24 protein-coding genes and 2 riboswitches are annotated in these 23,676 nt (G+C 67.1%); of the genes, 13 read left to right on the plus strand and 11 right to left on the minus strand.

Annotated features, from left to right (window positions below; all coding sequences use genetic code 11):
- Positions 1 to 107 precede the first annotated feature (107 nt).
- Both M2282_RS07695 and M2282_RS07700 read left to right on the plus strand, forming a co-directional pair.
- Positions 108 to 782, plus strand: coding sequence for a response regulator transcription factor (locus M2282_RS07695; protein ID WP_280808183.1), 675 nt, complete (start codon positions 108 to 110; stop codon positions 780 to 782).
- Positions 779 to 2,134, plus strand: a complete 1,356-nt coding sequence (locus M2282_RS07700; protein ID WP_280808184.1) for a sensor histidine kinase — start codon at positions 779 to 781, stop codon at positions 2,132 to 2,134. The genes M2282_RS07695 and M2282_RS07700 overlap by 4 nt, the downstream gene beginning before the upstream one ends.
- 4 nt (positions 2,135 to 2,138) lie before the next feature.
- Here the strand turns inward: M2282_RS07700 and M2282_RS07705 are convergent, their stop codons facing one another.
- From M2282_RS07705 to M2282_RS07715, 3 genes are read right to left on the minus strand one after another with little or no spacing between them, the layout of a single operon-like run.
- Complete coding sequence (locus M2282_RS07705) at positions 2,139 to 2,561, minus strand: acyl-CoA thioesterase (protein WP_013540778.1); 423 nt, start codon at positions 2,559 to 2,561, stop codon at positions 2,139 to 2,141.
- Positions 2,558 to 3,439 carry a DMT family transporter gene (locus M2282_RS07710; protein WP_280808239.1) on the minus strand — a complete coding sequence of 294 codons (882 nt, stop codon included), beginning with the start codon at positions 3,437 to 3,439 and terminating at the stop codon, positions 2,558 to 2,560. The genes M2282_RS07705 and M2282_RS07710 overlap by 4 nt, the downstream gene beginning before the upstream one ends.
- A gap of 20 nt (positions 3,440 to 3,459) precedes the next feature.
- Positions 3,460 to 4,242 (minus strand): SDR family oxidoreductase, encoded by a 783-nt coding sequence (locus M2282_RS07715; RefSeq protein WP_280808185.1) that lies wholly within the window; start codon positions 4,240 to 4,242, stop codon positions 3,460 to 3,462.
- Between the two features lie 128 nt (positions 4,243 to 4,370).
- Between M2282_RS07715 and M2282_RS07720 the strand changes: the two genes are divergently transcribed.
- From M2282_RS07720 to M2282_RS07745, 6 genes are all read left to right on the plus strand, one after another.
- A complete protein-coding gene (locus M2282_RS07720; protein WP_280808186.1) occupies positions 4,371 to 6,068 on the plus strand; it encodes an electron transfer flavoprotein-ubiquinone oxidoreductase in 1,698 nt (565 codons plus the stop codon).
- Between the two features lie 154 nt (positions 6,069 to 6,222).
- Positions 6,223 to 7,197, plus strand: a complete 975-nt coding sequence (locus M2282_RS07725; RefSeq protein WP_280808187.1) for a TRAP transporter substrate-binding protein — start codon at positions 6,223 to 6,225, stop codon at positions 7,195 to 7,197.
- 101 nt (positions 7,198 to 7,298) lie between these two features.
- A complete protein-coding gene (locus M2282_RS07730) occupies positions 7,299 to 7,811 on the plus strand; it encodes a TRAP transporter small permease (RefSeq protein WP_280808188.1) in 513 nt (170 codons plus the stop codon).
- A gap of 11 nt (positions 7,812 to 7,822) precedes the next feature.
- Positions 7,823 to 9,115: a TRAP transporter large permease gene (locus M2282_RS07735; RefSeq protein ID WP_280808189.1), complete on the plus strand. Its 1,293-nt coding sequence runs from the start codon at positions 7,823 to 7,825 to the stop codon at positions 9,113 to 9,115.
- A 75-nt stretch (positions 9,116 to 9,190) separates the two neighbouring features.
- On the plus strand, positions 9,191 to 9,697 hold the full coding sequence (locus M2282_RS07740) for a L,D-transpeptidase Cds6 family protein (RefSeq protein WP_280808190.1): 507 nt from the start codon (positions 9,191 to 9,193) through the stop codon (positions 9,695 to 9,697).
- 131 nt (positions 9,698 to 9,828) lie between these two features.
- Positions 9,829 to 10,380, plus strand: coding sequence for a hypothetical protein (locus tag M2282_RS07745; RefSeq protein ID WP_280808191.1), 552 nt, complete (start codon positions 9,829 to 9,831; stop codon positions 10,378 to 10,380).
- Positions 10,381 to 10,514: 134 nt separating this feature from the next.
- Here the strand turns inward: M2282_RS07745 and M2282_RS07750 are convergent, their stop codons facing one another.
- A complete protein-coding gene (locus M2282_RS07750) occupies positions 10,515 to 10,691 on the minus strand; it encodes a hypothetical protein (RefSeq protein WP_280808192.1) in 177 nt (58 codons plus the stop codon).
- 9 nt (positions 10,692 to 10,700) lie between these two features.
- A complete protein-coding gene (locus M2282_RS07755) occupies positions 10,701 to 11,129 on the minus strand; it encodes an H-NS family nucleoid-associated regulatory protein (RefSeq protein WP_280808193.1) in 429 nt (142 codons plus the stop codon).
- A 181-nt stretch (positions 11,130 to 11,310) separates the two neighbouring features.
- Positions 11,311 to 11,385: riboswitch (glycine riboswitch) on the plus strand.
- A gap of 20 nt (positions 11,386 to 11,405) precedes the next feature.
- Positions 11,406 to 11,517: riboswitch (glycine riboswitch) on the plus strand.
- A gap of 50 nt (positions 11,518 to 11,567) precedes the next feature.
- Here M2282_RS07755 and gcvT point away from each other — a divergent pair.
- The 3 genes from gcvT to gcvP all read left to right on the plus strand — a co-directional run bounded on the left by gcvT (position 11,568) and on the right by gcvP (position 16,215).
- Complete coding sequence (gene gcvT / locus M2282_RS07760; protein ID WP_280808194.1) at positions 11,568 to 12,740, plus strand: glycine cleavage system aminomethyltransferase GcvT; 1,173 nt, start codon at positions 11,568 to 11,570, stop codon at positions 12,738 to 12,740.
- A gap of 64 nt (positions 12,741 to 12,804) precedes the next feature.
- Positions 12,805 to 13,176, plus strand: coding sequence for a glycine cleavage system protein GcvH (gene gcvH, locus M2282_RS07765; RefSeq protein WP_280808195.1), 372 nt, complete (start codon positions 12,805 to 12,807; stop codon positions 13,174 to 13,176).
- Between the two features lie 129 nt (positions 13,177 to 13,305).
- Positions 13,306 to 16,215 carry an aminomethyl-transferring glycine dehydrogenase gene (gene gcvP / locus M2282_RS07770; RefSeq protein WP_280808196.1) on the plus strand — a complete coding sequence of 970 codons (2,910 nt, stop codon included), beginning with the start codon at positions 13,306 to 13,308 and terminating at the stop codon, positions 16,213 to 16,215.
- Positions 16,216 to 16,228: 13 nt separating this feature from the next.
- Here the strand turns inward: gcvP and M2282_RS07775 are convergent, their stop codons facing one another.
- The 4 genes from M2282_RS07775 to M2282_RS07790 all read right to left on the minus strand — a co-directional run bounded on the left by M2282_RS07775 (position 16,229) and on the right by M2282_RS07790 (position 19,364).
- Positions 16,229 to 16,477, minus strand: a complete 249-nt coding sequence (locus M2282_RS07775) for a hypothetical protein (RefSeq protein ID WP_280808197.1) — start codon at positions 16,475 to 16,477, stop codon at positions 16,229 to 16,231.
- A 113-nt stretch (positions 16,478 to 16,590) separates the two neighbouring features.
- Positions 16,591 to 17,505, minus strand: a complete 915-nt coding sequence (locus M2282_RS07780) for a DUF3014 domain-containing protein (RefSeq protein WP_280808198.1) — start codon at positions 17,503 to 17,505, stop codon at positions 16,591 to 16,593.
- Between the two features lie 125 nt (positions 17,506 to 17,630).
- The gene (locus M2282_RS07785) at positions 17,631 to 18,302 is read right to left on the minus strand and encodes an alpha/beta hydrolase (RefSeq protein ID WP_280808199.1); all 672 of its coding nucleotides are present in this window, start codon (positions 18,300 to 18,302) and stop codon (positions 17,631 to 17,633) included.
- Between the two features lie 9 nt (positions 18,303 to 18,311).
- Complete coding sequence (locus tag M2282_RS07790) at positions 18,312 to 19,364, minus strand: NAD(P)H-dependent flavin oxidoreductase (protein WP_280808200.1); 1,053 nt, start codon at positions 19,362 to 19,364, stop codon at positions 18,312 to 18,314.
- A 101-nt stretch (positions 19,365 to 19,465) separates the two neighbouring features.
- Here M2282_RS07790 and M2282_RS07795 point away from each other — a divergent pair, with 101 nt between their 5' ends.
- Complete coding sequence (locus tag M2282_RS07795; RefSeq protein WP_280808201.1) at positions 19,466 to 20,491, plus strand: hypothetical protein; 1,026 nt, start codon at positions 19,466 to 19,468, stop codon at positions 20,489 to 20,491.
- A gap of 27 nt (positions 20,492 to 20,518) precedes the next feature.
- Here the strand turns inward: M2282_RS07795 and M2282_RS07800 are convergent, their stop codons facing one another.
- Positions 20,519 to 20,803, minus strand: coding sequence for a hypothetical protein (locus M2282_RS07800; protein WP_280808202.1), 285 nt, complete (start codon positions 20,801 to 20,803; stop codon positions 20,519 to 20,521).
- The gene (locus M2282_RS07805) at positions 20,800 to 22,101 is read right to left on the minus strand and encodes a UDP-N-acetylglucosamine 1-carboxyvinyltransferase (protein WP_280808203.1); all 1,302 of its coding nucleotides are present in this window, start codon (positions 22,099 to 22,101) and stop codon (positions 20,800 to 20,802) included. The genes M2282_RS07800 and M2282_RS07805 overlap by 4 nt, the downstream gene beginning before the upstream one ends.
- Positions 22,102 to 22,305: 204 nt before the next feature.
- Here M2282_RS07805 and M2282_RS07810 point away from each other — a divergent pair, with 204 nt between their 5' ends.
- Positions 22,306 to 23,283, plus strand: a complete 978-nt coding sequence (locus M2282_RS07810; protein ID WP_280808204.1) for a Bug family tripartite tricarboxylate transporter substrate binding protein — start codon at positions 22,306 to 22,308, stop codon at positions 23,281 to 23,283.
- The last annotated feature ends 393 nt before the right edge of the window (positions 23,284 to 23,676 follow it).

Consider the following 23,676-nt stretch of genomic DNA (forward strand, 5'->3'; position numbering starts at 1 on the left):
TACTTTCGCGGGATGAACCCAGTCTGAAGCGACCTGAACGAATGCTGACGCGGCCCTGCGGCCACGGTGCGGGCGCTAGACTTCGTGTTTTTGGAGAGACACACCGCGTGCGCATATTGCTGGTCGAAGATGACACTGCGTTGGCAGATGCCGTTTGCAGCTACCTGCTGGCAAAGTCTTTCGTGGTCGATGTCGCTCCCAGCCTGGCCGACGCGCGCGGCGCCCTGCTCTCCGTGCAATACGCGGCGGTGCTGCTCGACCTGCACCTGGGCGACGGCGACGGCCTCTCCCTGCTGCCGCAAGTGCGGGCCTTGCGGGAGCCGCCCATCGTCATCGTGCTCACCGCCCGCGACCAGGTCACCGACCGCATCCGCGGCCTGGACGCCGGCGCCGACGACTACCTCATCAAGCCCTACGACCCCGCCGAACTGCTGGCCCGGCTGCGCGCGGTCGAGCGGCGGCGCAGCGCCAACACCTCGCCGATGCTGCAACTGGGCACGCTGGAGATCGACCTGGCGCACGACCGCGTGCGCAAGGACGGCAGCCCGGTCGTGCTCACGCAAAAGGAATGGGCCCTGCTGCGCGTGATGGCCACTCGCCCCGAGCGAATCCACACCCGCGAGAACCTTGCCGACGCGCTCTACGGTTTCGGCGACGAGGCCGACAGCAACACGCTCGAGGTCTTCATCAGCCGCCTGCGCCGCAAGCTCGGCAAGAACCACATCCAGACGCTGCGCGGCCTCGGCTACCGGCTGTCGTTCTCGGCGGACGACGAGGAATGAGCATCGCCAAGCATCGCAACGGCCACGACTCGCTGGCCGGGCGCCTGACGCGCACCCTCATCCTGTGGGTCGGCGGCGTGTGGCTGGTGTGCGTGTTTGCCGTGGTCTGGTATGTGGACCGCGAGATCAACCACAACTTCGACAACGAGCTCGTGGAGGTGTCGCACCGCATGTTCGACATGGCCGTGCAGGAGCTGGACAAGCTGCAGCACAAGGGGGAGGCCCCAGCCGCCACGCCGCTGGTCGCGCCCAAGCAGCTGTTCTCGGAAGACGCGGTGATGTACCAGGTGGTCGACATCCACGAGCAAGTGCTGCTGCGCTCGGCCGAGGCGCCCATCGATGCCTTCGACGTGCCCCTGGCCGCGGGCTTCGCCAACAACCAGACCTGGCGCATCTACACCGTGCGGCATCCGACGCTCGGGCTCTATTTCCAGGTGGCCGATCCGCTCGACGAGCGCCGCAGGGCGCTGAACCGCACCCTGTTCGGCCTGATCATTCCGCTCGGTGCGGTGCTGCCGCTGCTCGCGCTGGTGCTGCGCAACGTGGCGCGCAACGAGCTGCGCGTGCTGCAGCAGCTCGCCGGCGAGATCGAGAAGCGCAACGGCGCCGACCTGCGGCCGATCACGCTGCCCGGATTGCCGCAGGAGCTTCGATCGGTGGGCGACCACGTCAACAGCCTGCTGGAGCGGCTGTCCCAATCGCTCGACGTCGAGCGCGCGCTCGCCGCCAATGCGGCCCACGAACTGCGCACGCCGCTGGCCGCCGCGCGCCTGCGGCTGCAGGCCGCGCTCGACCATGACCTGAAACGCGAGGACGTGCAGGGCGCGCTCCAGGCGCTGCAGATGCTGAGCCACCGCGCCGAGAAACTGCTGCAGCTGTCGCGCGCGGAATCGGGTGCGTCGCTCACGCGTGCGCGCGTCGACTTGGTCCAGCTCGCGGGCACCGTGGCGCAGGAGTTCTGGCAAGACCCGCTGAACAACGAGCGTCTGAAGCTCAAGGTGCCCGACAGCGCGGCGCCGGTGGCGTTCGGCGATGTCGATGCACTGGCGATCGCCTTGCGCAACCTCGTGGAGAACGCGCTGCGCTACGGCGGCGGCGGACGCGTGGTGATCGAAGTGGCGGCGCCTTGCGCCCTGGTGGTGCGGGACTTCGGTGCGGGCGTCAACGCCGAGCAGCTCCGGACGCTGCAGCAGCGCCACGTGCGGCACGGCTCGGACCGTGCGGGCTATGGGTTGGGCCTGTCGATCGTGGGCACGATCGTCGAGAAGCACAACGCGAAGCTGGAGCTGGCGTCGCCGCCGACGGGGGCGGCGCAGGGGTTCGAGGCGCGGATCGTGTTGCGGCCGGCCTGAAGCCCTACTCGCTCACCAGCGCACGCAGCCACTCCGGCAACGCCAGCGCCTTCTGCTTCGGAAAATCCACCCAGATCGTCGTCGCCCCGCCCGCTGCGCAGATCACGTCGGGCGCTTCCTCGCGCGCCATCGTGCCCCAGCTCTCGAAGGTGGTGCGCCCAGGGTCGCTCACATACATCTTCAGCAGCACGTTGCCCGGGTATTCGATCTGCCGGTAGAAATTGCAGAAGGCGTTGACGATCACCATGCCCTCGCCGCCCGGCTCGGGCTCGAAGCCGATGGAACGCATCCAGTCGATGCGCGCGGTTTCGAGATAGCGGAAGTAGGTGCCGTTGTTCAGGTGGCCCATGGCGTCCATGTCGCCCCAGCGGATGGGGATGGACATCTCGTACACGAGCTTCTTCTTTTCGGGGATTTCGATTCTCATCGGTGCGCCTTGATGGATGCGAGGATGCCCAGCACGAACAGCAGCGCCGCCACCCACTCGGTGGCCTGCGGCCAGCGGCCGTCCCAGACGAAGGAATAGAGCAAGGCGAACAGCGTCTCGCTCACGATCAATTGGCCGCACAGGCTCGCCGAGAGGCGCTGGCTGGCGATGTTCCAGAGGATGGTCGCGAGCCAGGACGAGCCGAAGCCACTGGCCAGCGCGATCCAGATGAAGAGCATGCCGTCGGGCTGCGCCAGCAGCGTGGCTATGTCGCTGCCCGCAACCATCCACAGCAGCAGGGCCCCGAGGCCCGTGGCAATGCCGAGCCAGTTGGCCCAGTCGGTCGCGTTGAGTTCGGTGTGGCGCTGCAGCCATTTCGCGTTGAGCAGGCCGTAGATCGTCCAGCTCACCATCGCGCCGAGTGCCAGCGCAATACCCCATCCGAAGCGCACCCCACCCTCGCGATGCTGCGTCGACCAGGCGCCCCAGATCATCAACGCGATGCCCGCACCCGTGAGCACAAGCCCCGGCAGCAGCGCGCGCATGCGCAGCCCCGCGGGCCGGCCGAGCAGCATCATCCAGACGGGAATCGTGCCGATGATGAGGCTGGGCACCTCGGTGCCGGCAGCCACGATGCCGAAGGCCAGCAGCAGGTAGTAGCCGCTGAAGCCCAGCACGCTGAGCCCGAGCGCCGCGAGCGCCTGCTGTCCATTCGGCCAGCGCACGGCCGCCGGCCGCGCGAACACCGCCAGCGCCGACACGGCACCGAACACCGCGAAGCGCGCGGCCGTGATGTCGACCATGCCGAAGTGGCCGACCATGCGCGGTGCCACGAAGGTCAGGCCCCAGAGCGCGCCCGCGGCCAAGCCAGCGGCGATGCCGATCCAGGCTCGAGGGGTCAGAGCGCGAATCCGTCGTCGGCCGCGATGACGGCGCCGTTCACGAAATGGCTCTGCCCGCTGGCCAGCAGCACGATCAGGCCGTCGAGGTCTTCGGCCTTGCCCACGCGCTTGCGCGGCAGGATGCTGACCAGCTTGGCGCCGGCCTCGGTGGTCCAGAGCTCTTCGTTGAGTTCGGTGGCGATGTAGCCCGGGCACAGCGCGTTCACGTTGATGCCGAAGCGGCCCCATTCGAGCGCCATGGCCTTGGTCATCTGCACCACCGCGGCCTTGCTCATGCCGTAGGCGCCGATGTTCGGCACTGCCTTGAGCGCGGCCACCGAGGCGATGTTGATGATGCGCCCGCCGATGTAGGTGCCCGGCGCCGAGCCGTCGGCGCGCGCCAGCATGCGCTTGCCCACTTCCTGGGCGACGAAGAAGGCGCCCTTCAGGTTGGTGTCGAAGATGAAGTCGTAGTCGTCGGGCGTCACGTCCTGCAGCTTGTTGCGGATGTTGACGCCGGAGTTGTTGACCAGGATGTCGATGGCGCCGACTTCGGTCTCGGCGCGTGCCACGGCGGCCTTGATGCTGCCGTGGTCGGTCACGTCGAGTTCGACCACGTGGGCATCGCCGCCCTCGCCTTCGATGCGGGCGCGCAATTCCTTGAGTTTTTCGACCCGGCGGCTCGCCAGGACAACCGCGGCGCCGGCGCGCGCCAGCGTTTTCGCGAACTGGGCGCCGAGACCGCTGGAGGCGCCGGTGACGAAGGCCACGCGGCCCGAAAGATCGAAGCTGTAAGCCATGGGGACGGGTCCTGGGTGTGTGCTGGATGTCTCTTGGGGAGTCGCGCAGGTGACGTGTGGCGCTCCCCCTAAAATGTTTCGCGGCCCTCGCAGCGTCCGAGCCTCAAAACATTATCGACCAGACCCACATGACCCACGACGAAATCCTTGCCCAGTTCGGCCCTCGCGAAGCCATGGAATACGACGTGGTCGTGGTCGGTGGCGGCCCGGCCGGCCTCTCGACCGCGATCCGCCTGAAGCAGCTGGCTGCCCAGCACGAGAAGGAGATCTCGGTCGTGGTGCTCGAGAAGGGCTCCGAGCCCGGCGCGCACATCCTCTCGGGCGCCATCATGGACCCGCGTGCGCTCAATGAATTGCTCCCCGATTGGAAGGCTCTGGGCGCGCCGCTCAACCAGCCCGTCACCGACGACGCGATGGTGTTCCTCGGCGAGAAGTCGGGCTTGCGCACCCCCAATGCGTTCCTGCCGGCGTGCTTCCAGAACCACGGCAACTACATCATCAGCCTGGGCGCCTTCACCAAGTGGCTGGCGCAGCAGGCCGAGAACCTGGGCGTGGAGATCTTCCCGGGCTTCCCGGCCGCCGAAGTGCTCTACAACGAGAACGGCTCGGTGCGCGGCGTGGCCACCGGCAACATGGGCGTGGGCAAGGACGGCGAGCCGACCGAGAACTTCCAGCTCGGCATGGAACTGCTGGGCAAGTACACGGTGTTTGCCGAAGGCGCGCGCGGCCACCTGGGCCGCCAGCTCATCGCGAAGTACAAGCTCGATGAAGGCCGCGATCCGCAGACCTACGGCCTGGGCGTGAAGGAAGTCTGGGAGATCGACCCCCAGCGCCATCAGCCCGGCTTCGTGCTGCACACGGCCGGCTGGCCGATGAAGAGCGACACCTACGGCGGCGCGTTCCTCTATCACATGGAGGACAACAAGGTCACCATGGGCTTCATCACCGGCCTGGACTACAGCAACCCGTACCTGAGCCCCTTCGAGGAAATGCAGCGCTGGAAGCTGCACCCCAACATCCGCTGGTACCTCGAAGGCGACGAGGCCAAGGGCATCAAGCCGGCCAAGCGCATCGGCTACGGCGCGCGCGCCATCACGGCGGGCGGCCTGCAGTCGCTGCCCAAGACGGTCTTCCCGGGCGGCGCCTTGGTGGGCTGCGAGGCCGGCTACCTCAACGTGAGCCGCATCAAGGGCAGCCACGCCGCCATCAAGACCGGCATGCTGTGCGCCGAGGCCGCCTTCGACGCGGTGCAGGCCGGCCGCCAGCACGACGAGCTCAGCGCCTATCCTGAAGCCTTCGAGAAGAGCTGGCTGCATGCCGAGCTGAAGAAGGCGCGCAACTTCAAGGCGTGGTTCAAGAAGGGCCTGGGCGTGGCCACCCTCATGAACGGCATCGAGCAGTGGCTGCTCAAGGGCAACATCCCCTGGACGCTGCGCCGCACCAAGCCCGACCACCTGTACCTGAAGCCCGCGGCCGAGTGCAAGCCCATCGTCTATCCGAAGCCGGACGGCAAGCTCACCTTCGACCGGCTCTCCAGCGTGTTCATCAGCAACACGAACCATGAAGAGCAGCAACCGGCCCACCTGACGCTCAAGGACGCGACGGTGCCGGTCAACATCAACCTCGAGAAGTTCGCCGGCCCCGAGAGCCGCTACTGCCCGGCCGGCGTCTACGAGTTCGTGGGCACGGAAGACGGCAAGCAGCGCCTGCAGATCAACGCGCAGAACTGCGTGCACTGCAAGACCTGCGACATCAAGGACCCGACGCAGAACATCGTGTGGGTGACGCCCGAAGGCGGCGGCGGGCCGAATTACGTGGGCATGTAAGGCGCCCCCGCGCTGTTTCTGGAAGCCCTCTTCGGAGGGCTTTTTCGTTCCGGTTTGTCCGTGAAACTCCCGACACGGCGAAGCCCCCGGTTGCGGCATAGTCGAATGCGCCTGACGCATTCCTGACCCCGACCACATTCCCCCCGGAGACACCATGAAACTCGGCCACATCGCCGCCGCCTGCCTTTCGCTCGCCTTGGGCACTTCTGCCATCGCACAACAACCGACGGTGCTGAAGATCGGCTACGCGACCTCCAAGGAGTCGCACTATGGCGTGGGTTCCACGGTGTTCTGCGACGAGGTCGAGAAGGGCACGCAAGGCCGCTTCAAGTGCCAGCATTTCGCCAACTCGGCACTGGGCGGCGAGCGCGAGCAGATCGAGGCCATCCAGCTGGGCACGCAGGACCTGGTGAACACCTCGACCGGCCCGGTGGGCAACTTCGTGCCCGAGGTCAAGATCGTCGACATCCCCTTCCTCTTTCGCGACTACGACCATGCGCGCAAGGTGATGGACGGCCCCATCGGCCAGGACATCCTCACCAAGTTCCCGAGCAAGGGCATCATCGCGCTGGCCTGGACGGAGAACGGCTTCCGCCACATGACGAACAGCAAGCGCGACATCGTCAAGCCCAGCGATGCGGCGGGCCTGAAGATGCGCACGATGGAAAACAAGGTGCACATGGACGGCTACCGCACCTTCGGCATCCTGCCGACGCCGATGGCCTTCCCCGAACTCTTCGGCGCGCTGCAGCAGGGCACGGTCGACGGGCAGGAGAACCCGATTCCGGTGATCCTGGCGTCCAAGTTCTCGCAGGTGCAGAAGCACTTGTCGCTCACGGGACACGTGTACTCGCCCGCCCTGCTGCTGCTCTCGCCGAAGGTGTGGAACAAGCTGTCGGATGCCGACAAGAAGGTCTTCGTCGATGCGGCCAGGAAGGCGGCGGTGGCCCAGCGCAAGAAGGTCAACGACGACGAGAACAACGGCATCGCCCAGCTCGAGAAGGACGGCATGAAGGTCACCAAGGTCGTGGACGGCGCCGCCTTCCGTGAAGCGCTGAAGCCGGCCTATGCGGGCTACGCCAAGGAGTTCGGCGCGGACAACATCAAGAAGATCACGGACGTCCAGTAAGCCTCGCGCGCCAGACTCTTCTGACGATCGCGCCCGGCCCGCTTCATTGCGCCGGGCGCTTCGCTTTTTCCAAGACCCGAGACCGAGATCGAGAACAACAAGTGCAAGCCTTCGAGCGCTATTTCCTCGCCGCCAACCGCTGGGCGCTGATTTTTCTGCTGGCCGCCATGTCGGTCATCATCTTCACCAACGTCGTCATGCGCTACACCACGAGCAACTCGCTCGAATGGGCCGAAGAGGTGTCGCGCCACATGATGATCTGGCTCACCTTCCTGGGCGCCGGGCCGGTGCTGCGCTACGGCGGCCACATTGCGGTGGAGAACCTGCAGGACGCACTGCCGCGCGCCGGCGCCATCGCGGTGCGCGCCTTCGTCGCTGCGCTGCTGTTCGCCTTCTTCGGCTTCATGGTCTGGTACGGATGGCTCTACATGCAGCGCACGATGTTCCAGCTCACGGCCGTCACGCAGATTCCGTTCGCCTACATCTACAGCGCGATGCTGTTCGGCGGCGTGCTGTTGGTCGTGCACTGGCTGCTGGTGGTGCGGGGCTATGTGATGCGGCGCGAGTTCGCATCCGACGCCCACTTCGACGCCAACGCCTCGGCGTCGCTGTAAGGAGAACGACCATGGATGCCAGCATCGTTCTCATCGTCTCGGCCTGCATTTTCCTGGCCATCGGCGTGCCCGTGGCCTTCGCGCTCGGGCTCTCGACCGTCACCACGCTCATCCTTGCGGAGAACTATCCGCTGATGGTGCTGCTGAAGGAAACCTTCACCGGCATCGACAGCTTTCCGCTGATGGCCGTGCCCTTCTTCATCCTCGCGGCCGAACTCATGAGCGGCGGCTCGCTCACCGAGGTGCTGTTGCGCTTCGCGGGCCAGTTCGTCGGCCACCGGCGCGGCGGCCTGGGCTACACCAACGTGGTGTCGCTCACCTTCTTCTCGGGCATCTCGGGCTCGGCGCTGGCCGATGCGGCGGGCCCCGGGTCGATGCTCATCAAGATGATGGACAAGGCCGGCTACGACCGCTCGTACGCGGCGGCGCTCACGGCCTCCACGGCGATCGTGGGGCCGATCATTCCGCCCTCGATCATCATGATCATCTACGCGCTGCAGGACGAGAGCGTGTCGGTGGGCACGCTGTTCGCGGCCGGTATTTTTCCGGGCATCCTGATCGCGGTGGCGATGTGCGTGGTGAACTTCTATGTCTCGAAGAAGCGCAACTACAAGGGCGACGGCCAGACGCCGCCGCTGCGCGAGATTCTCATCACCACCTGGAAGGCGATTCCCGCCATCCTCCTGCCGGTGGTGATCCTCGGCGGCATGCGCGCCGGCTGGTTCACGCCGACCGAGGCGTCGGTGGTGGCTGTGTTCTATGCGCTGGTGTGCGGCAAGTTCGTCTACCGCACGCTCGAGTGGAAGATGCTGCCCGACATCCTCTCGCGCTCGGCCCTGCTGTCGGCCTCGGTGCTGATCATCATCGGCCTGTCGGCCTCGTTCGCGTGGGTGCTGACCATCGAGGGCATTCCGCAGCAGATGGCCGAGTGGCTCATCAGCATGAACCTCTCGCCGTGGATGTTCCTCATCATCGTCAACGTGTTCCTGCTCTTGTTCGGCATCTTCATCGAGCCGCTGCCGGGCGTGATGGTGCTGGCGCCCATCCTCGCGCCGGTGGCGATCAAGCTGGGCGTCGACCCGGTGCACTTCGCGATGATCGTGATCTTCAACCTCACGCTGGGCATGATCACGCCGCCGGTGGGCGGCCTCTTGTTCGTGACCTGCAACGTGTCGAAGGTGCCGATGTCGGCGCTGGTGAAGGAGCTGGTGCCGTTCCTGTGGGCGCACGGCGCGGTGCTGATGATCCTGACCTTCGTGCCGGCGCTGAGCACCTGGCTGCCGCGGGCGCTCGGGTTCAAGTAGCGGGGCCCGCCCTCCACTGCGGGTTCGCTGCCAGAATCGCCCAACGCCAACAACCGACACAGAGGGAAACCGCACATGAACCGACTCCGACTCGCCACGGGCCTGCTCGCCGCAGGACTGCTGTCCACGGCCGCGCTGGCCGCCACGCCGGCAGCATCGCCACCGGCGCCCGCCGCATCGGCGGCGGCAGCTTCGGCCCCGGCACCGGCACCAGCCGCCGCTCCCGCACCGGCGCCCGGCACGGGCATCGCCGAAGTCGAGACCGCCGTGCGTGCCTGGGCCGCGGCCTGGTCCGCGCGCGACGTGGAGCGCTACCTCGCGGCCTATGCCCCCGACTTCACGCCCGCCAGGAAGCAGGACAAGAAGCGCTGGGAAGCCGAGCGACGCACCCGCATCACGGGCAAGTCGAAGATCGGCGTGACCGTGGACGACCTGGTCATCAGCGTCAATGGCCAGACCGCCAGCGCCCGCTTCAAGCAGATCTACAGCGCCGACAAGCTCAACAGCACCGACCGCAAGACGCTGGAACTGCAGCGCGTCGACGGCAAGTGGCTGATCCGTAAGGAAAGCATCGGGGGCTGAGGACCTGAAGATTTGACTGTCGTCCTGGAAATCGGCGGTGACTTGTTGGCCCTGTAAGCCAAACAGGTTCATGAAGATGTCACCGCTTGCAACGATGCTGCAGCCTTCGATCTCCGAAAGCTGTGGCCGCCATGTTTCCTACCAAGACCGACAAGGCACGCGACGAACTCCAGGGCGGGCAGCGCACGCTCAGCCAGCGTGAACGCGCGCTGCTGCTGATGGCCGACGGCCGGCGCTCGCTGACCGACTTCAGCCCGCTCTTCGCGAACCGCATCGAGGCGGAACGGGCGATCCAGGCGCTGGTGAGCAAAGGCTATCTGCAGGATGCACGGGCGGTTGCCGCTGCGACGGCGCAGGCCGCAGTGATCGCACCGCCCACGCCAATGCCCGCGGCCGACCCGATCCGCATCGCCACCTCGACCGACACCTTCGACGGCAAGCGATCGCTGGCCACCACGCGGATGTTCCTGTTCGACATCTGCGAGCGCATGTTCGTGCGGCGCGACCCCAAGTTCGCCCTGCAGATGCGTGATGCCCTGCGCGAGGCCCGCGACCGCGAGGCGATGCTGACCATCGCCGCGCTGATGCTCAGTGAAATCGAAAAAACGGCCGGGGCGGAGCGGGCCGAATCGCTGCGCGAGCGCATCGAGCGGTTGCTGCCGCCGGCAGAAGTGGTGCATTGAAGTCGCATCTGCGGCATCTCCCGGACACCGCGACGATTCGATCAGATTTTTCTGGATCTGATTTCCACTCTCTCGGGTGGACCATCATCCCCATGGCACATTCCAGACGGTCTTTGAATATCTCGCGGTATCGGTCAATTGTTCGAGACATCGGCCTGGTTCATTTGATCGCGCATGTCCTGCGCGCGAATTCCACTCCCGTTTGGGTCCACGGGTTTGGCATTTCCATTCAGATCATGTTTGAAGAAATGCAGAACCGCCTCGACGTCTCCGGCAATGATCGCCGGCGCAATGGCTGCAAAACTTGGCATTGAATGCCATCAGCCGTTATTGACCCGATCACCGCCTGCGGCGAGCTTTTCGTAGGCCTTGCTCTTGTCTGGCGCGCCTTCGAGCGCGGCAATGAGCCATGGCGGTTGCCGGCCCTTTGTTCCGCCCGTCCAGGTCGCGCTGGAATTGGGATCCTTGTAGACGGTGCCCTTCACATAGGCCTTGGCTTCCAATGCGCGGCTGCCATTGGGTGAACGGGTGCGCTTTGCTTCCGATTTGTCGTAGGGGTCCAGCGCGGATTTGCCCTCCGCAATACTGAAGCCGGCTGCTTCGAGTTTCTTCGCATAAGCATCGGCCAGCACCTTCAATTCTTCTCCGCGCTTGGCCTGCAATGCCAGTTCCAGTTCGGCGCGTTCATCGTCCATTTCCTGGATGCGCTTCTGGATATCTGCGAAGCTCATATTTCTGGCAACTGTCATTCTTTGCGTTCCTTGGAGGATGTGTTGGTGTGCCCAACATGCTAGTGCCAAAAGAAGCGGCTCACGAGACGGAATCATCCGAGCCTGGTTCGGTTTTTGCCGCCCCCGTTCCGATGACCAAAATCCCGCGCCGACGCCTTGGGTTCCGAAGTCGTGCGATTCGTCCACTACACTCAGCGGGGTCAGGAGAGAGCCCCGCGCGACGGGGCCGCCGAAGGCGCAGGGGATTCCCGAACGCTCAGGCAAAAGGACTGACAAGGCGCCGGTTCCCACCGGCGTTTCCTTGCTGGAGAGAGGCCGTTGCATGCGCGCATTGCACCGGCCCACCGAAGGAGCAAACCCCGATCGTGGGGCGAATCTCTCAGGTAAAGCGGACAGCAGGGGTGGCCCGTGGCGTTGCAGCCATGGATTTCGACTGCCCCTTTGGAGTGCCTCCCGGTGACTTCTTCCGCTTCATCCGACACCCAACTTCTCAAGACGCCGCTGTACGACCTCCACGTGGAGCTCGGCGCCCGCATGGTGCCCTTCGCGGGCTACGCCATGCCGGTGCAATACCCCGCCGGATTGATGGCCGAGCACAGGCACACGCGCGATGCAGCGGGCCTCTTCGACATCTCGCACATGGGCCAGCTGCGCCTCGTCGGCCCCGACGCCGCCGCCGCCTTCGAGACCCTGATGCCCGTCGACGTGATCGACCTGCCCGCCGGCAAGCAGCGCTATGGCCTGCTGCTGAACGACGAGGGCGGCATCCTCGACGACCTGATGTTCTTCAATGAAGGCCACGGCTCGATCTTCGTGATCGTGAACGGCGCCTGCAAGGTGGCCGACATCGCGCACATCCAGCAGAAGATCGGCGCGCGCTGCGAAGTCCAGCCCCTGCCCGACCACGCGCTGCTCGCGCTGCAGGGCCCGCAGGCTGCGGCCACGCTGGCGCGGCTGTCGCCCGGCGTCGAGCGCTTCGTGTTCATGACGGGCGGTGCGGTGCAGATCGGAGGCATCGCGGCCTTCGTCACGCGCAGCGGCTACACGGGTGAAGACGGTTTCGAGATCTCCGTGGCCGCCAAGGACGCCGACGCCCTCGCCCGCCTGCTGCTGGCCCAGCCCGAGGTCAAGCCCATCGGCCTGGGCGCCCGCAACTCGCTGCGGCTGGAAGCGGGCCTGTGCCTCTACGGCAACGACATCGACACCACCACCACGCCCGTCGAGGCCTCGCTCAACTGGGCGATGCAGAAGGTGCGCCGCACGGGCGGTGCGCGCGAAGGCGGCTTTCCGGGCGCGGCAAAGATCCTCGCTCAACTCACCGCCGCGACCGTCGGCGCAGCCGGCCACACCGACCACGTCACCTTGAAGCGCAAGCGCGTCGGCCTCGTCGCGTTGGAGCGCATTCCGGTGCGCGACGGCACGGCGCTGCAGTCTTTCGAAGGCCAGGACATCGGCATCGTCACCAGCGGCCTGCTCGGCCCGACGGCTGACCGCTGCGTCGCGATGGGCTACCTGGCCACCGCGTTCTCGGAACCCGGCACGCGCGTGCAGGCCATCGTGCGCGGCAAGCCGGTGCCGATGGAAGTCTCGACCATGCCTTTCGTGCCGACACGCTACTACCGAGGCTGATCGCGGCTGACCGCGGCTAGGCTCTGCATCCCCTTATTCGATTTTTTCCACGAGGAGTTTTCCCATGAGCATCAAGTACACCAAGGACCATGAATGGGTGTCGGCCGAAGGCGGCGCAGCCACCGTCGGCATCACCGTGCACGCGCAGGACGCGCTGGGCGACGTCGTGTTCGTCGACCTGCCCGAAGTCGGCAAGAGCTTCGCGCAGGGCGAAGTCGCCGGTGTCGTCGAATCGGTGAAGGCCGCGGCCGATGTGTTCATGCCCGTCTCGGGCGAGATCACCGAAGTCAACGAAGCGCTGCGCGCCGACCCCTCGCTCGCCAACAGCGATCCGCTGGCCAGCGGCTGGTTCTTCAAGGTCAAGCTGAGCGAACCCGCGCAGCTCGACGCGCTGCTCGACGCCGCCACCTACGACAAGTTCGCCGCCGAATCCTGAAAATGTTTGCCCCTCGGCTTGCCACTTCGTGTGCTTCGCCATCCCCCATGGGGAAGGCGCGGCCCGCCTTGGGGCGGCCCGGCGGCGACCGCTGAGTCCTTCTTCTTTTCTACGCTGATCCATCACGCCATGCCGATTCCCGCCCTTCCCTCTTTGCAAGAACTAGAGAACGCCGAAGAATTCCTCGCCCGCCACATCGGCATCGATGCGGCGGACGAGGCGCGCATGCTGCCGGTGATCGGCTCGGCAACGCGGGCGGAGCTCATCGACGGCATCGTGCCCGCGGCCATCCGGCGCGCGAAGCCGATGCGCCTGCCGGCCCCCGTGACCGAAGCCGAGGCGCTGGCCGAGCTGAAGGCGATGGCGTCGAAGAACAAGGTGTTCAAGAGCTTCATCGGCCAGGGCTACTACGGCACGCACACGCCGGGCGTGATCTTGCGCAACGTGCTGGAGAACCCCGCCTGGTACACCGCCTACACGCCCTACCAGGCCGAGATTTCGCAGGGCCGCATGGAGGCCCTGCTCAACTTCCAGACGATGGTGTGCGACCTCACGGGCATGGCCATCGCGAACGCCTCGATGCTCGACGAAGCCACGGCCGCGGCCGAGGCGATGACGCTGGCCAAGCGCAGCGTGAAAAGCAAGAGCAACGTCTTCTTGGTGTCGGGCGACTGCCATCCGCAGACCATCGAGGTCATCAAGACCCGCGCCGCGCCGCTGGGCATCGAGGTCAAGGTCAGCACCGCTTCCGAGACGCTGCCGCACCTGATGGTGAGCGGCGAATTCTTCGGCGTGCTCGCACAGTACCCCGCCACCACCGGCCATGTGCACGACCTGCGCCCGCTCGCGGGCCACGCCCACCAATGCGACGCCGCGTTCTGCGTGGCCGCCGACCTGCTGGCGCTGACGCTGCTTGCGCCCCCCGGCGAGTGGGACGCCGACATCGTCTGCGGCACCACCCAGCGTTTCGGCATGCCGCTGTGCAACGGCGGCCCGCACGCCGCGTACCTGGCCTGCCGCGATTCGTTCAAGCGCTCGCTGCCGGGCCGCCTGGTCGGCGTGAGCGTCGACTCGCACGGCCAGCCTGCCTACCGCCTCGCGCTGCAGACGCGCGAGCAGCACATCCGCCGCGAGAAGGCCACTTCCAACATCTGTACCGCACAGGTGCTGCCGGCCGTCGTGGCCAGCATGTACGCCGTGTACCACGGGCCCGACGGGCTCACGCGCATCGCGCAGCGCGTGGCCGCGCTCACGGCCATCCTCTCGAAGGGCCTGTCGCAGATGGGCCGCGAGCCGGTCAACACCACCGCCTTCGATTCGCTCACGATCCGTACCGGCGACGACACGGCCGCGATCATCGAGCGCGCGCAAGCCGGCGGCGTCAACCTGCGCCAGCGGCTGCAGCAGCACCTGGGCATCTCGCTGGACGAGACCACGACGCGCGCCGATGTCGAAACCCTGTGGGCCCTGTTCGTGCCCGCCAGCACGCCGATGCCGCGCTTCGACGACCTGGCCGCCAACACCACGCCGCTGATTCCCGAAGACCTGCGCCGCAGCAGCGCCTTCCTCACGCACCCGGTGTTCAACACGCACAAAAGCGAGACGTCGATGCTGCGCTACATCCGCAGCCTCTCGGACAAGGACCTCGCGCTCGACCGCAGCATGATCCCGCTGGGCAGCTGCACGATGAAGCTCAACGCGACCAGCGAGATGATCCCCATCACCTGGCCCGAGTTCGCGAACATCCACCCCTTCGCACCCGCCGAGCAGCAGCTGGGCTACGCGCAGCTCGACGCGCAACTGCGCGCGTGGCTGTGCGAAGCGACCGGCTACGCGGGCATCAGCCTGCAGCCCAACGCGGGCTCGCAGGGCGAATACGCGGGCCTGCTGGCGATCAAGTCCTTCCATGAAGCCAAGGGCCAGGGCCATCGCAACATCTGCCTGATTCCCTCGTCGGCCCATGGCACCAACCCCGCGAGCGCCCAGATGGTCGGCCTGCAGGTGGTGGTGACGGCCTGCGATGCACAAGGCAACGTCGACATGGACGACCTCAAGCGCGCCTGCGAGAAGCACAGCGACAAGCTGGCCGCGGTGATGATCACCTACCCCAGCACGCACGGCGTGTTCGAGACGCGCGTGAAGGAACTCTGCGAGCTCGTGCACGAACACGGCGGCCGCGTGTACGTCGATGGCGCCAACATGAACGCGCTGGTCGGCGTGGCCGCGCCGGGCGAATTCGGCGGCGACGTGAGCCACCTGAACCTGCACAAGACCTTCTGCATTCCGCACGGCGGCGGCGGCCCGGGCGTGGGCCCGGTCTGCGTGGTCGAAGACCTCGTGCCGTACCTGCCGGGCCATGCGACGGCCGGCGTCGCATCGAACGGCGTGGGCGCCGTTTCCGCAGCGCCGCTGGGCAACGCGGCCGTGCTGCCGATCAGCTGGATGTACTGCCGCATGATGGGCGCCAAGGGCCTGCAGGCCGCGACCGAAACCGCGATCCTCAGCGCCAACTACATCAGCGCGCGCCTGAAGGACCACTACCCCACGCTGTACGCGAGCCCCAACGGCCACGTCGCGCACGAGTGCATCCTGGACCTGCGCCCGCTGAAGGACACGAGCGGCGTCACCGCCGAGGACGTGGCCAAGCGCCTCATCGACTACGGCTTCCACGCCCCCACGCTGAGCTTCCCCGTGCCCGGCACGCTGATGGTGGAGCCCACCGAGAGCGAGCCGCTGGCCGAACTCGACCGCTTCATCGACGCGATGATCGCGATCCGCGGCGAGATCCGCCGCATCGAAGAAGGCGTGTGGCCCAAGGAGGACAACCCGCTCAAGCACGCGCCGCACACCGCGGCCAGCCTGCTCGGCACCGAATGGGCGCACCCGTACTCGCGCGAACTCGGCGCATTCCCGCTGGCCGAACTCAAGCAGGCCAAGTACTGGCCGCCGATCGGCCGCGTGGACAACGTGTACGGCGACCGCAACCTGTTCTGCAGCTGCGTGCCCGTGGGCGACTACAAGGAAACCGAAGAGGCCTGAAGACCGGGGCGCGTCAGCCTTCGCGGCGGTACATCGCCCACTTCACGGTGAGGATGTCGGCGGCGATCTTGGCCGCGTTGACGCCTGCATAGGCTTCGGAAGGATCGAATTCGAACGCCTCGTGGTAGCGCTTGACCTGCGCATAGTCGCGGTCGAAGGTCATCGGGCCCATCAGCTCGGCGGGGTTGATACCCGTGGGCAGCGCCAGGAATTTCTCGGGATCGGTGGCACTCTGGTAGAGGTCGACGCTCAGCAGGCTCATACGGGTGTCCTCGAAATTTTTGAAGGTCGAGCCATCATCTGCGGCATCTCCGCCGCCCGCAATCGGCCTGCGCCTACACGGCGCGCGGCTTCATCCTGCCCCCGGTCCCGACCTCAGGGCTGCTTCTTCTTCGCGAGTTCGCCCGTTGCGATCTGCTGGCGAAAGCCGCGCAGGCTGGCCTTCACCTTGCGCTCGTTCTCCGGCCCCATGCGCACCATGATCTTCTGGCCCGAGGACATCGCCTCGAGCTTCGGATCGACGTACTCGTAGCGCACCCACGGCCGCGTCGAGGGCACGTCGCCCTTCACCTCGACCAGCCGCACCTGCACCGGGCCGCTCGGCTCGGGCGCTTGCAGCAGATGGTCGATCACCGCGATGAGCCGGTCGTTGAAGTAGCGGCCCGGAAAGCCGAGCTCTTCATACGCCTTCTGGAACAGCGGATAGAGCCTGGCGTACACCGTCGCCGCCTTGGCCGGATCGACCGTCTCGGCCAGCAGCACGAGGCCGTTGTAGCGCGCCGCATTGTTCGCGGCGATGGTCTGCGTGCCGCCCTGCGGCCCGTCGGTGATGAAGCGCTGCCCCGCGGGCTGCACCGGCCATGCACTGGCGGGCGCCTGCTCTCGCGCGAGGTTGTCGACCGTGGCGACGAAGCGGCGCACGATGCCGTCGGAGCGCAGGTAGGCGGAAGCGTTCTTGCCGCCGATCAGCTCGGCCAGCGCCTTCATCACGCGCGAATCGGACTCGGCGAGCGCCGGCAAGGCCGCATCGGGCGGCGCGAGCGCATCGACGGGGTTCTGCGGGCCGGTCGGCTCGGCGGCGGGTGCCGGTGCGGGCCCGTCGTTCGGCGCTGCGGCCACCGGCACGGGCTCGGGCGCCTTCTGCTGTTGCTGCTGGTACCAGCGCCAGCCGAAGAATGCGGCCGCCAGCACCACGAGGCCGATGACGACGATCATGCCGATCGGCGTCTCGCGGCGGGGTCTGAATTCGGGGGCGTTGTCCCTGGAGCCGGGGGATTCGTTGTCGGTCATGGCGGCACTTTCCTTTTGCTGAAGGCTGTGTGATGCAGGAGACCGTTCGATGTTGCATCAATCGGCACGCCATCACGCCACAACCTCGTAACGCCGTGTGACGCGAACGCCGCCCCGGCGCGCGCTCAGCCTGCCGGCGCGCTGAGCGACTGCAGCCAGGCGATCGTGCCCTGCAGCTCGGCCGGGCGGATCTCGTGCGCGCCCGGAAAGTCCGGACCCGACAACGTCAGCGGCAACGTGCGCGCGAGTTCACGCGTGGCCTGGGCAGCGGCTGGCGGAATCACGTTGTCCGCGCTGCCATGGCTCACCCACAGGGCCTTGCCCTCGAAGGCCTCGGGCGGCGCGATGTGCGGCACCACCTGAGGCAGCAGCCGGCTGTGCCACACCATCGCGGCGCGCAGCTTCGCGGGCTGCGTGAGCAGCAACGACAGCGCCATGATCCCGCCCTGGCTGAAACCGCCCACCACGATGCGCTCGGGCGGCACGCCCAGCTGCTGCGCGGCCGCGTCGATCATCTCGCCGACAAGGAAGCGGCTCTCGCGCTCCTGCTCTTCGTCGATGCGGCGCTCGCCGTTGGGCAGCACGCCGAACTCAAACCACGCATAGGCATCGGGCGACAGCACATAGGGCGCGCGCAGGCTCAGCACATGGAACTGCGGCGGCATCAGCCGCGCGAGGCCGAACAGGTCCTGCTCGTTGCTGCCGACGCCATGCATCAGCACCAGCAGCCAGGGCTCGCGCACGTTGGCCTGTGCGCTGTGTTCGAGAAACTTGAGGGGCAGGTGAAGCTGGGTCATTGAAGTCGTTCAGAGGGATGCGTGAAAACCTTGGGCGAGCGCGCGTGTCACTTCGGCCGCCGACACCTCGCGGCAGCCGGTGGCGTTCTGCCCCGACCAGAGCGGAGAGAAGTCGCCGCTGCCCGCGGCTTCGGCCTTGGCTCGCAGCGGCGCGATGCCCGAGGTGGCGAGCGGAAACTCGGGCGCGGCCGCGCCGATGGGCCCCAGCTCGCGCATCACACGATTGACGATGCCGCGCGCCGGCCGGCCGGTGAAGAGGTTGGTGAGCGCGGTGTGGCGTGCCGCTTCGCTCTTGAGCGCCGCACGGTGAATCGCGCTCGTCGTGGCCTCGGGCGTCAGCATGTAGGCGGTGCCGACCTGCACACCGACCGCGCCGAGCGCCATGGCCGCGGCCACGCCCTCCGCATCCGCGATGCCGCCGGCCGCGATCACCGGCACCTTCAGCGCGCGCACCAGTTGCGGCAGCAGCGCGAAGGTGCCGAGCTGCTTCGTGAGGTCGTGCGAGAGAAAGTGGCCGCGGTGCCCGCCCGCCTCGAGCCCCTGCGCGATGACCGCATCGGCGCCATGCGCTTCGAGCCACAGCGCTTCTTCGACCGTGGTGGCCGAGGCCAGTACCTTGGCTCCCCAGCCATGCACCTGTGCCAGCAGCGCCTCGGACGGCAGCCCGAAATGAAAGCTCACCACCGGCGGCTTGAACTCGGCCAGCAGGTCGGCCACCTCGGCGCTGAACGGGTTGCGCCCCGGGCCGGTCGGGATGCTCGCCGCATCGATGCCGTACTCGGCGTAATACGGCGCGAGCGCGGCGCGCCAGGTGGCCTCGCGTTCGGTGCTCGGCACGGGCGGCGTGTGGCAGAAGAAGTTGACGTTGTAGGGCTTGTCGGTGCCGGCACGGATCGCCGCGAGTTCGCTGCGCATCACGTCGGGGCTCAGCATGGCGCAGGGCAGCGAGCCGAGCCCGCCTGCGTTGCCGACCGCAATGGCCATCGCGCTGACCTGGATGCCGGCCATCGGCGCCTGGATGAGGGGAAGTTCGGTGCCCAGGATCTGCTGCAGCGTGCTCATTCGGAGGCTCCTTCTGTGTCGAATGCCGGCCATTGTCCCGCCAAGCCGGAGGGCGCTGCGGCGGCGGGGTCATCGCGGCATGGCTTGGCACAATCGCGCGCATGCTCAGCCCGACCTTCCCCCTGCCCCGCCCGTTGAAGCCGCTGCAGCGCGCCGTCGTCGTCGCCATCGCCACTGCCGGGCTCTTCGTGCTCGGCGGCTGTCCGCAGAAAGAAGCCCCCGTTATCACCGCCGACGTGCAGGCGGACGAAGCCGCAGTGGCCGTGGTAACCGCCGAGGCCGTTGCCCCCGCAACACCACCTGCACCACCGGTGCCTCGCCCCACCGCATCGGCCACGCTCAAGCGAGCCGAACTCATGGCGCTGGTATTCCCCGACTCCCAGGGCCCCGGCGCCGCGCCCCGACAGCCCGACACCGTCTCGCTGCCCGAGAGGGCCAACGAGGGCAAGACAGTGCCCGGCAGCGAGGCCGAGCAACAGGCTCATGTGTCGCCGCGCGAAGTGGTGCGGCTCGACGATACGCACGCCATCATGCTGACCGAGACCGTGCCGCTCGACGACCGGGGCGAGCCGATGACCGGCCATGTGAACGGCGCATGGCTCGGCGCCTACTTCTTCGAGCAGGGCGCGGACGGCTGGAAACTCGCGAGCCGCAACGACGCCGTCGACTACCTCGGCTTCATGGGCAACCTGGGCACCACCAAGATCGAGCGCATCGCGCCCCAGCGCTTTGCGCTGACCATCGCCCACGGCAGTTGCTGGCAGGGCTACTGCGGGCAATGGCTGTCGGTGTATGGGCTCGAAGCAGGCCAGGTGCGCGTGCTCGCATCGGGCATTCCGCTGTCGGCAACGAACGCAGGCGTCCACGAGGCCTGCGAGAAAGTGCGCGCCCCCGGGAAGCCGGATGAACCGCCGCCAAGCGGCGGGTGCTTCGACATCGGGGGCACGCCGACCTTCGCGCTCGGCACCGACGACGCGCCCGGCGAGATGCGCATCGCCTTCAAGGGCGAACGCATGGCCGGCGGCAAGAGCCGCCGCGTGGTCACCATCGACAGCACGCTGGTCTATGCCTGGCGCAAGGGCGCCTACGTGCTCACCGAAGGACGCAACCCGGTGCCGTCGTTCTGACGGACGGGCATCCGGAGGCCCTACCGCCTACGGGCGTGCAGCCGCCTTCGACCGGTCGCGTACCCGGGCACGAAACGCCAGCCACGCCATGCCGCCGAACAGCACTGCGAAAACGGCCAGCGGCAGCACGCCTCTCCATGCGGCGCCCACGGTCAGCAAGCCCTTGAGCGCGAGCAGCGGAAGCAGCGGAAAAACAAGCAGCACCACGATCACGGGCACATGCGCATGCGACGGAAAAAAGACGGTCGACACCACCGCCATCACGAAGCTCGCCACCAGGTAGGACAGCAGCAGCCTGAGTGCGAACTTCACTCCTCGCTCGTCCACTCCACCTGCACGCCCAGGCTGCGCAGGTTTTCCACGAAGCGCGGATGCGCGCGTCGGATCGGCGTCGCGTTGCGGATTTCCGAGCGCCCTTCGATGCTCGCCGCCACCATGAAGAGCGCGATCGCCACGCGGATGATGTAGGGGCTCTCGACCACCGCCGGCGTCAGCGGATTGCCGCCGAAGGTGATGAGCCGGTGCGGGTCCGACGAGAACACGTGGGCGCCGAACTTGGAGAGCTCGCCGGTCCAGCCCAGCGCGCCGTCATACACCTTGTTCCAGAACATCGCGTTGCCTTGCGCGCGCACGCCCAGCGCAATGAAGATCGGCAACAGGTCCACCGGGAAGTAAGGCCACGGCGCCGCCTCGACCTTGGTGAGCACGTTGCTCGTGAACGGCGTCTGCACCTTCAGCGGCCCGGTGCGGATGGCGCGCGACCAGCCGTCCGCATGCTCGATGCGCACGCCGAACTTCGCGAAGGTGCGGTCCAGCAGCGGAAAGTTGGCGGGCGCGCTGTTGCGCACGATCACGTCGCCGTCGGTGATGGCGCCGAGCGCGAGAAAGGTCGTGATCTCGTGGAAGTCTTCGTCGAAGCGGAACTCGCCGCCCGTGAGCGCGCCGCCGCCATGCACCGTCACGCGCGAGGTGCCGATGCCCTCGATGCGCACGCCGATCATCGCCATGAAGCGGCAGAACTCCTGCACGTGCGGCTCCGAGGCGGCGTTGGTGAGCGTCGAGGTGCCGTCCGCGGCAGCCGCGCACAGCACGAAGTTCTCGGTGGTGGTGACCGAGGCGTAGTCGAGCCAGTGGTCGGTGGGCGTCAGGCGGCCGTCGCCGTGCACGAGCAGCGAGCCTTCGGTGCGCTCCACCTTGCCGCCGAAGCGCTGGAACACCTCCACATGCGGATCGATCTCGCGCACGCCCAGCGTGCAGCCCTTGACGTTGTCTTCGAGCCGCGCCACGCCGAAGCGCGCCAGCAGCGGCGGCACCAGCATGATCGACGAGCGCATCTCTTCAGGCAGGCGGTGCAGCGCGGCATCGAACGCGGTTTCGCGGTGGTGCAGCTCGAGCGTGCCGGTGGCATGGTCCATGTGCACGTCGCTGCCCAGGGTGCGGAAGATGTCCAGGATCTTGCGCACATCGGTGATGTCGGGCACGCCGAGCAATCGCAGCGGCTCGTTGGTGAGCAAGGTGGCGCAGAGCACCGGCAGCACGGCATTCTTGTTGGCGGAGGGGGTGATGCGGCCGCGGAGCGGCGTGCCGCCGTGCACGATGAGGTTGGACATGGAGATGCGGGAACGGAAACGAGAGTGATCGAGGGAGAAGTCGCGGAGCGTCTGCGACCGGGTGACGGGACTTTACCGTCAGCAGATGGCCCCCAAGGCCAGGGAGTTGTAAGAACTTGCCGGGTGCCTCGGATACGGGCGGGCTCGAAGCCCGACTCGGCACGAAACCTGCAGGACGCTCCCACCACCGAAACGAGCCGCCACATGCCCACCCCCCGATCCCTCCTCTCAGCGCTGGGCGCCGTCTCCGCCCTGCTGCTGTCCACGCCCTCCCCGGCGCAGGACGCCTACCCGAACCGCCCCGTCAAGGTCATCGTCGCGCTGCCGGCCGGCGGCAGCGTGGACATGGTCGCGCGGCTGGTCAGCCAGCAGCTGGCGGCAGATCTGGGCCAGCCCTTCGTGGTCGACAACAAGGCCGGCGCCTCGGGCCAGATCGGCACGCCGCTGGTGTCGCGCGCGGCGCCCGACGGCTACACCCTCATGGTGTCGCCCGCCTCGTTCCTCACCACCAACAAGAGCATCTTCAAGACGCTGCCGTACAACCCGGAAGCCGACTTCGCGCCCGTCACCAAGCTGGTCAACCAGGCCATGGTGCTGGTGGTGCGCGACAAGGCGCGCTTCGCGAGCGTTGCCGACGTGCTGGCCGCGGCGAAGGCCAACCCCGGCAAGCTGACCTACGCCTCTTCCGGCGACGGAAGCCCGCAGCATCTGGCCGGCCTGATGTTCGAGAGCCGCACCGGCGTGCGCCTGCTGCACATTCCGTACAAGGGCGGCGCACCGGCGATCACCGATCTCATCGGCGGCGTCGTGGACATGGTGTTCGCCCCGCTCCCCGAGGCGCTGCCGCACATCAAGGGCGGCAAGCTGCATCCGGTCGGCGTGCTGAGCGACAGACGCGCCGTGTCGGCGCCCGAGATCCCGACACTGCGCGAAGGCGGCGTCGACGGCGTGGTGCTGTCGGCATGGATCGGCCTGCTGGCACCGGCGAAGACGCCACGGCCGATATTGGAGCGGCTCGACAAGTCCGTGAAGGCGCTGATGCGGGGCGATGCGAAGGCCAGGCTGCTGGAGGTGGGGATGGAGCCGACGGTCGATGATGCCAAGCCGCTGGGGCAGGTCATTGCGGAGGAGATCCGGGTGCATGCGGAGTTGGTCAAGGCCGCGGGGTTGGTGCCGCAGTAGGGTTGCCAATGGCACGGCGGGCGCTCCCGTCATCGCGTCGTTGACCTGCGCGGCTTGGAGCGAGTGGCGCAGGCTCAGGCGAATGAACAGCGGTACTTGACGAGCCCTTTCTTGATCGAGCCGTCAAAGCCACATCGCTCGAAGAAGCGATGGGCATCCGTCCGACCCATCGAACTCAGCAGCATGATTTTTGAGCAGTCGTTCGCTGCGCAGAAGGCTTCGGCTTGCGCAGAAGCCCCGCGCGGTCTTGGCTTCAGATCGAGACTGAGCCTTCAATGGCTACCGGCACGCGGGCGATGACGACGGCGGTACAGGAGTGCCGCTGAATCTTCCCGCAACCTTGACCCAGGTCAAGCGCCAACCCCCACCCCCATGGCTAGCATCGAAGACCAC

Source organism: Variovorax boronicumulans, assembly GCF_029892485.1.
GTDB classification, from domain to species: domain Bacteria; phylum Pseudomonadota; class Gammaproteobacteria; order Burkholderiales; family Burkholderiaceae_C; genus Variovorax; species Variovorax boronicumulans_B.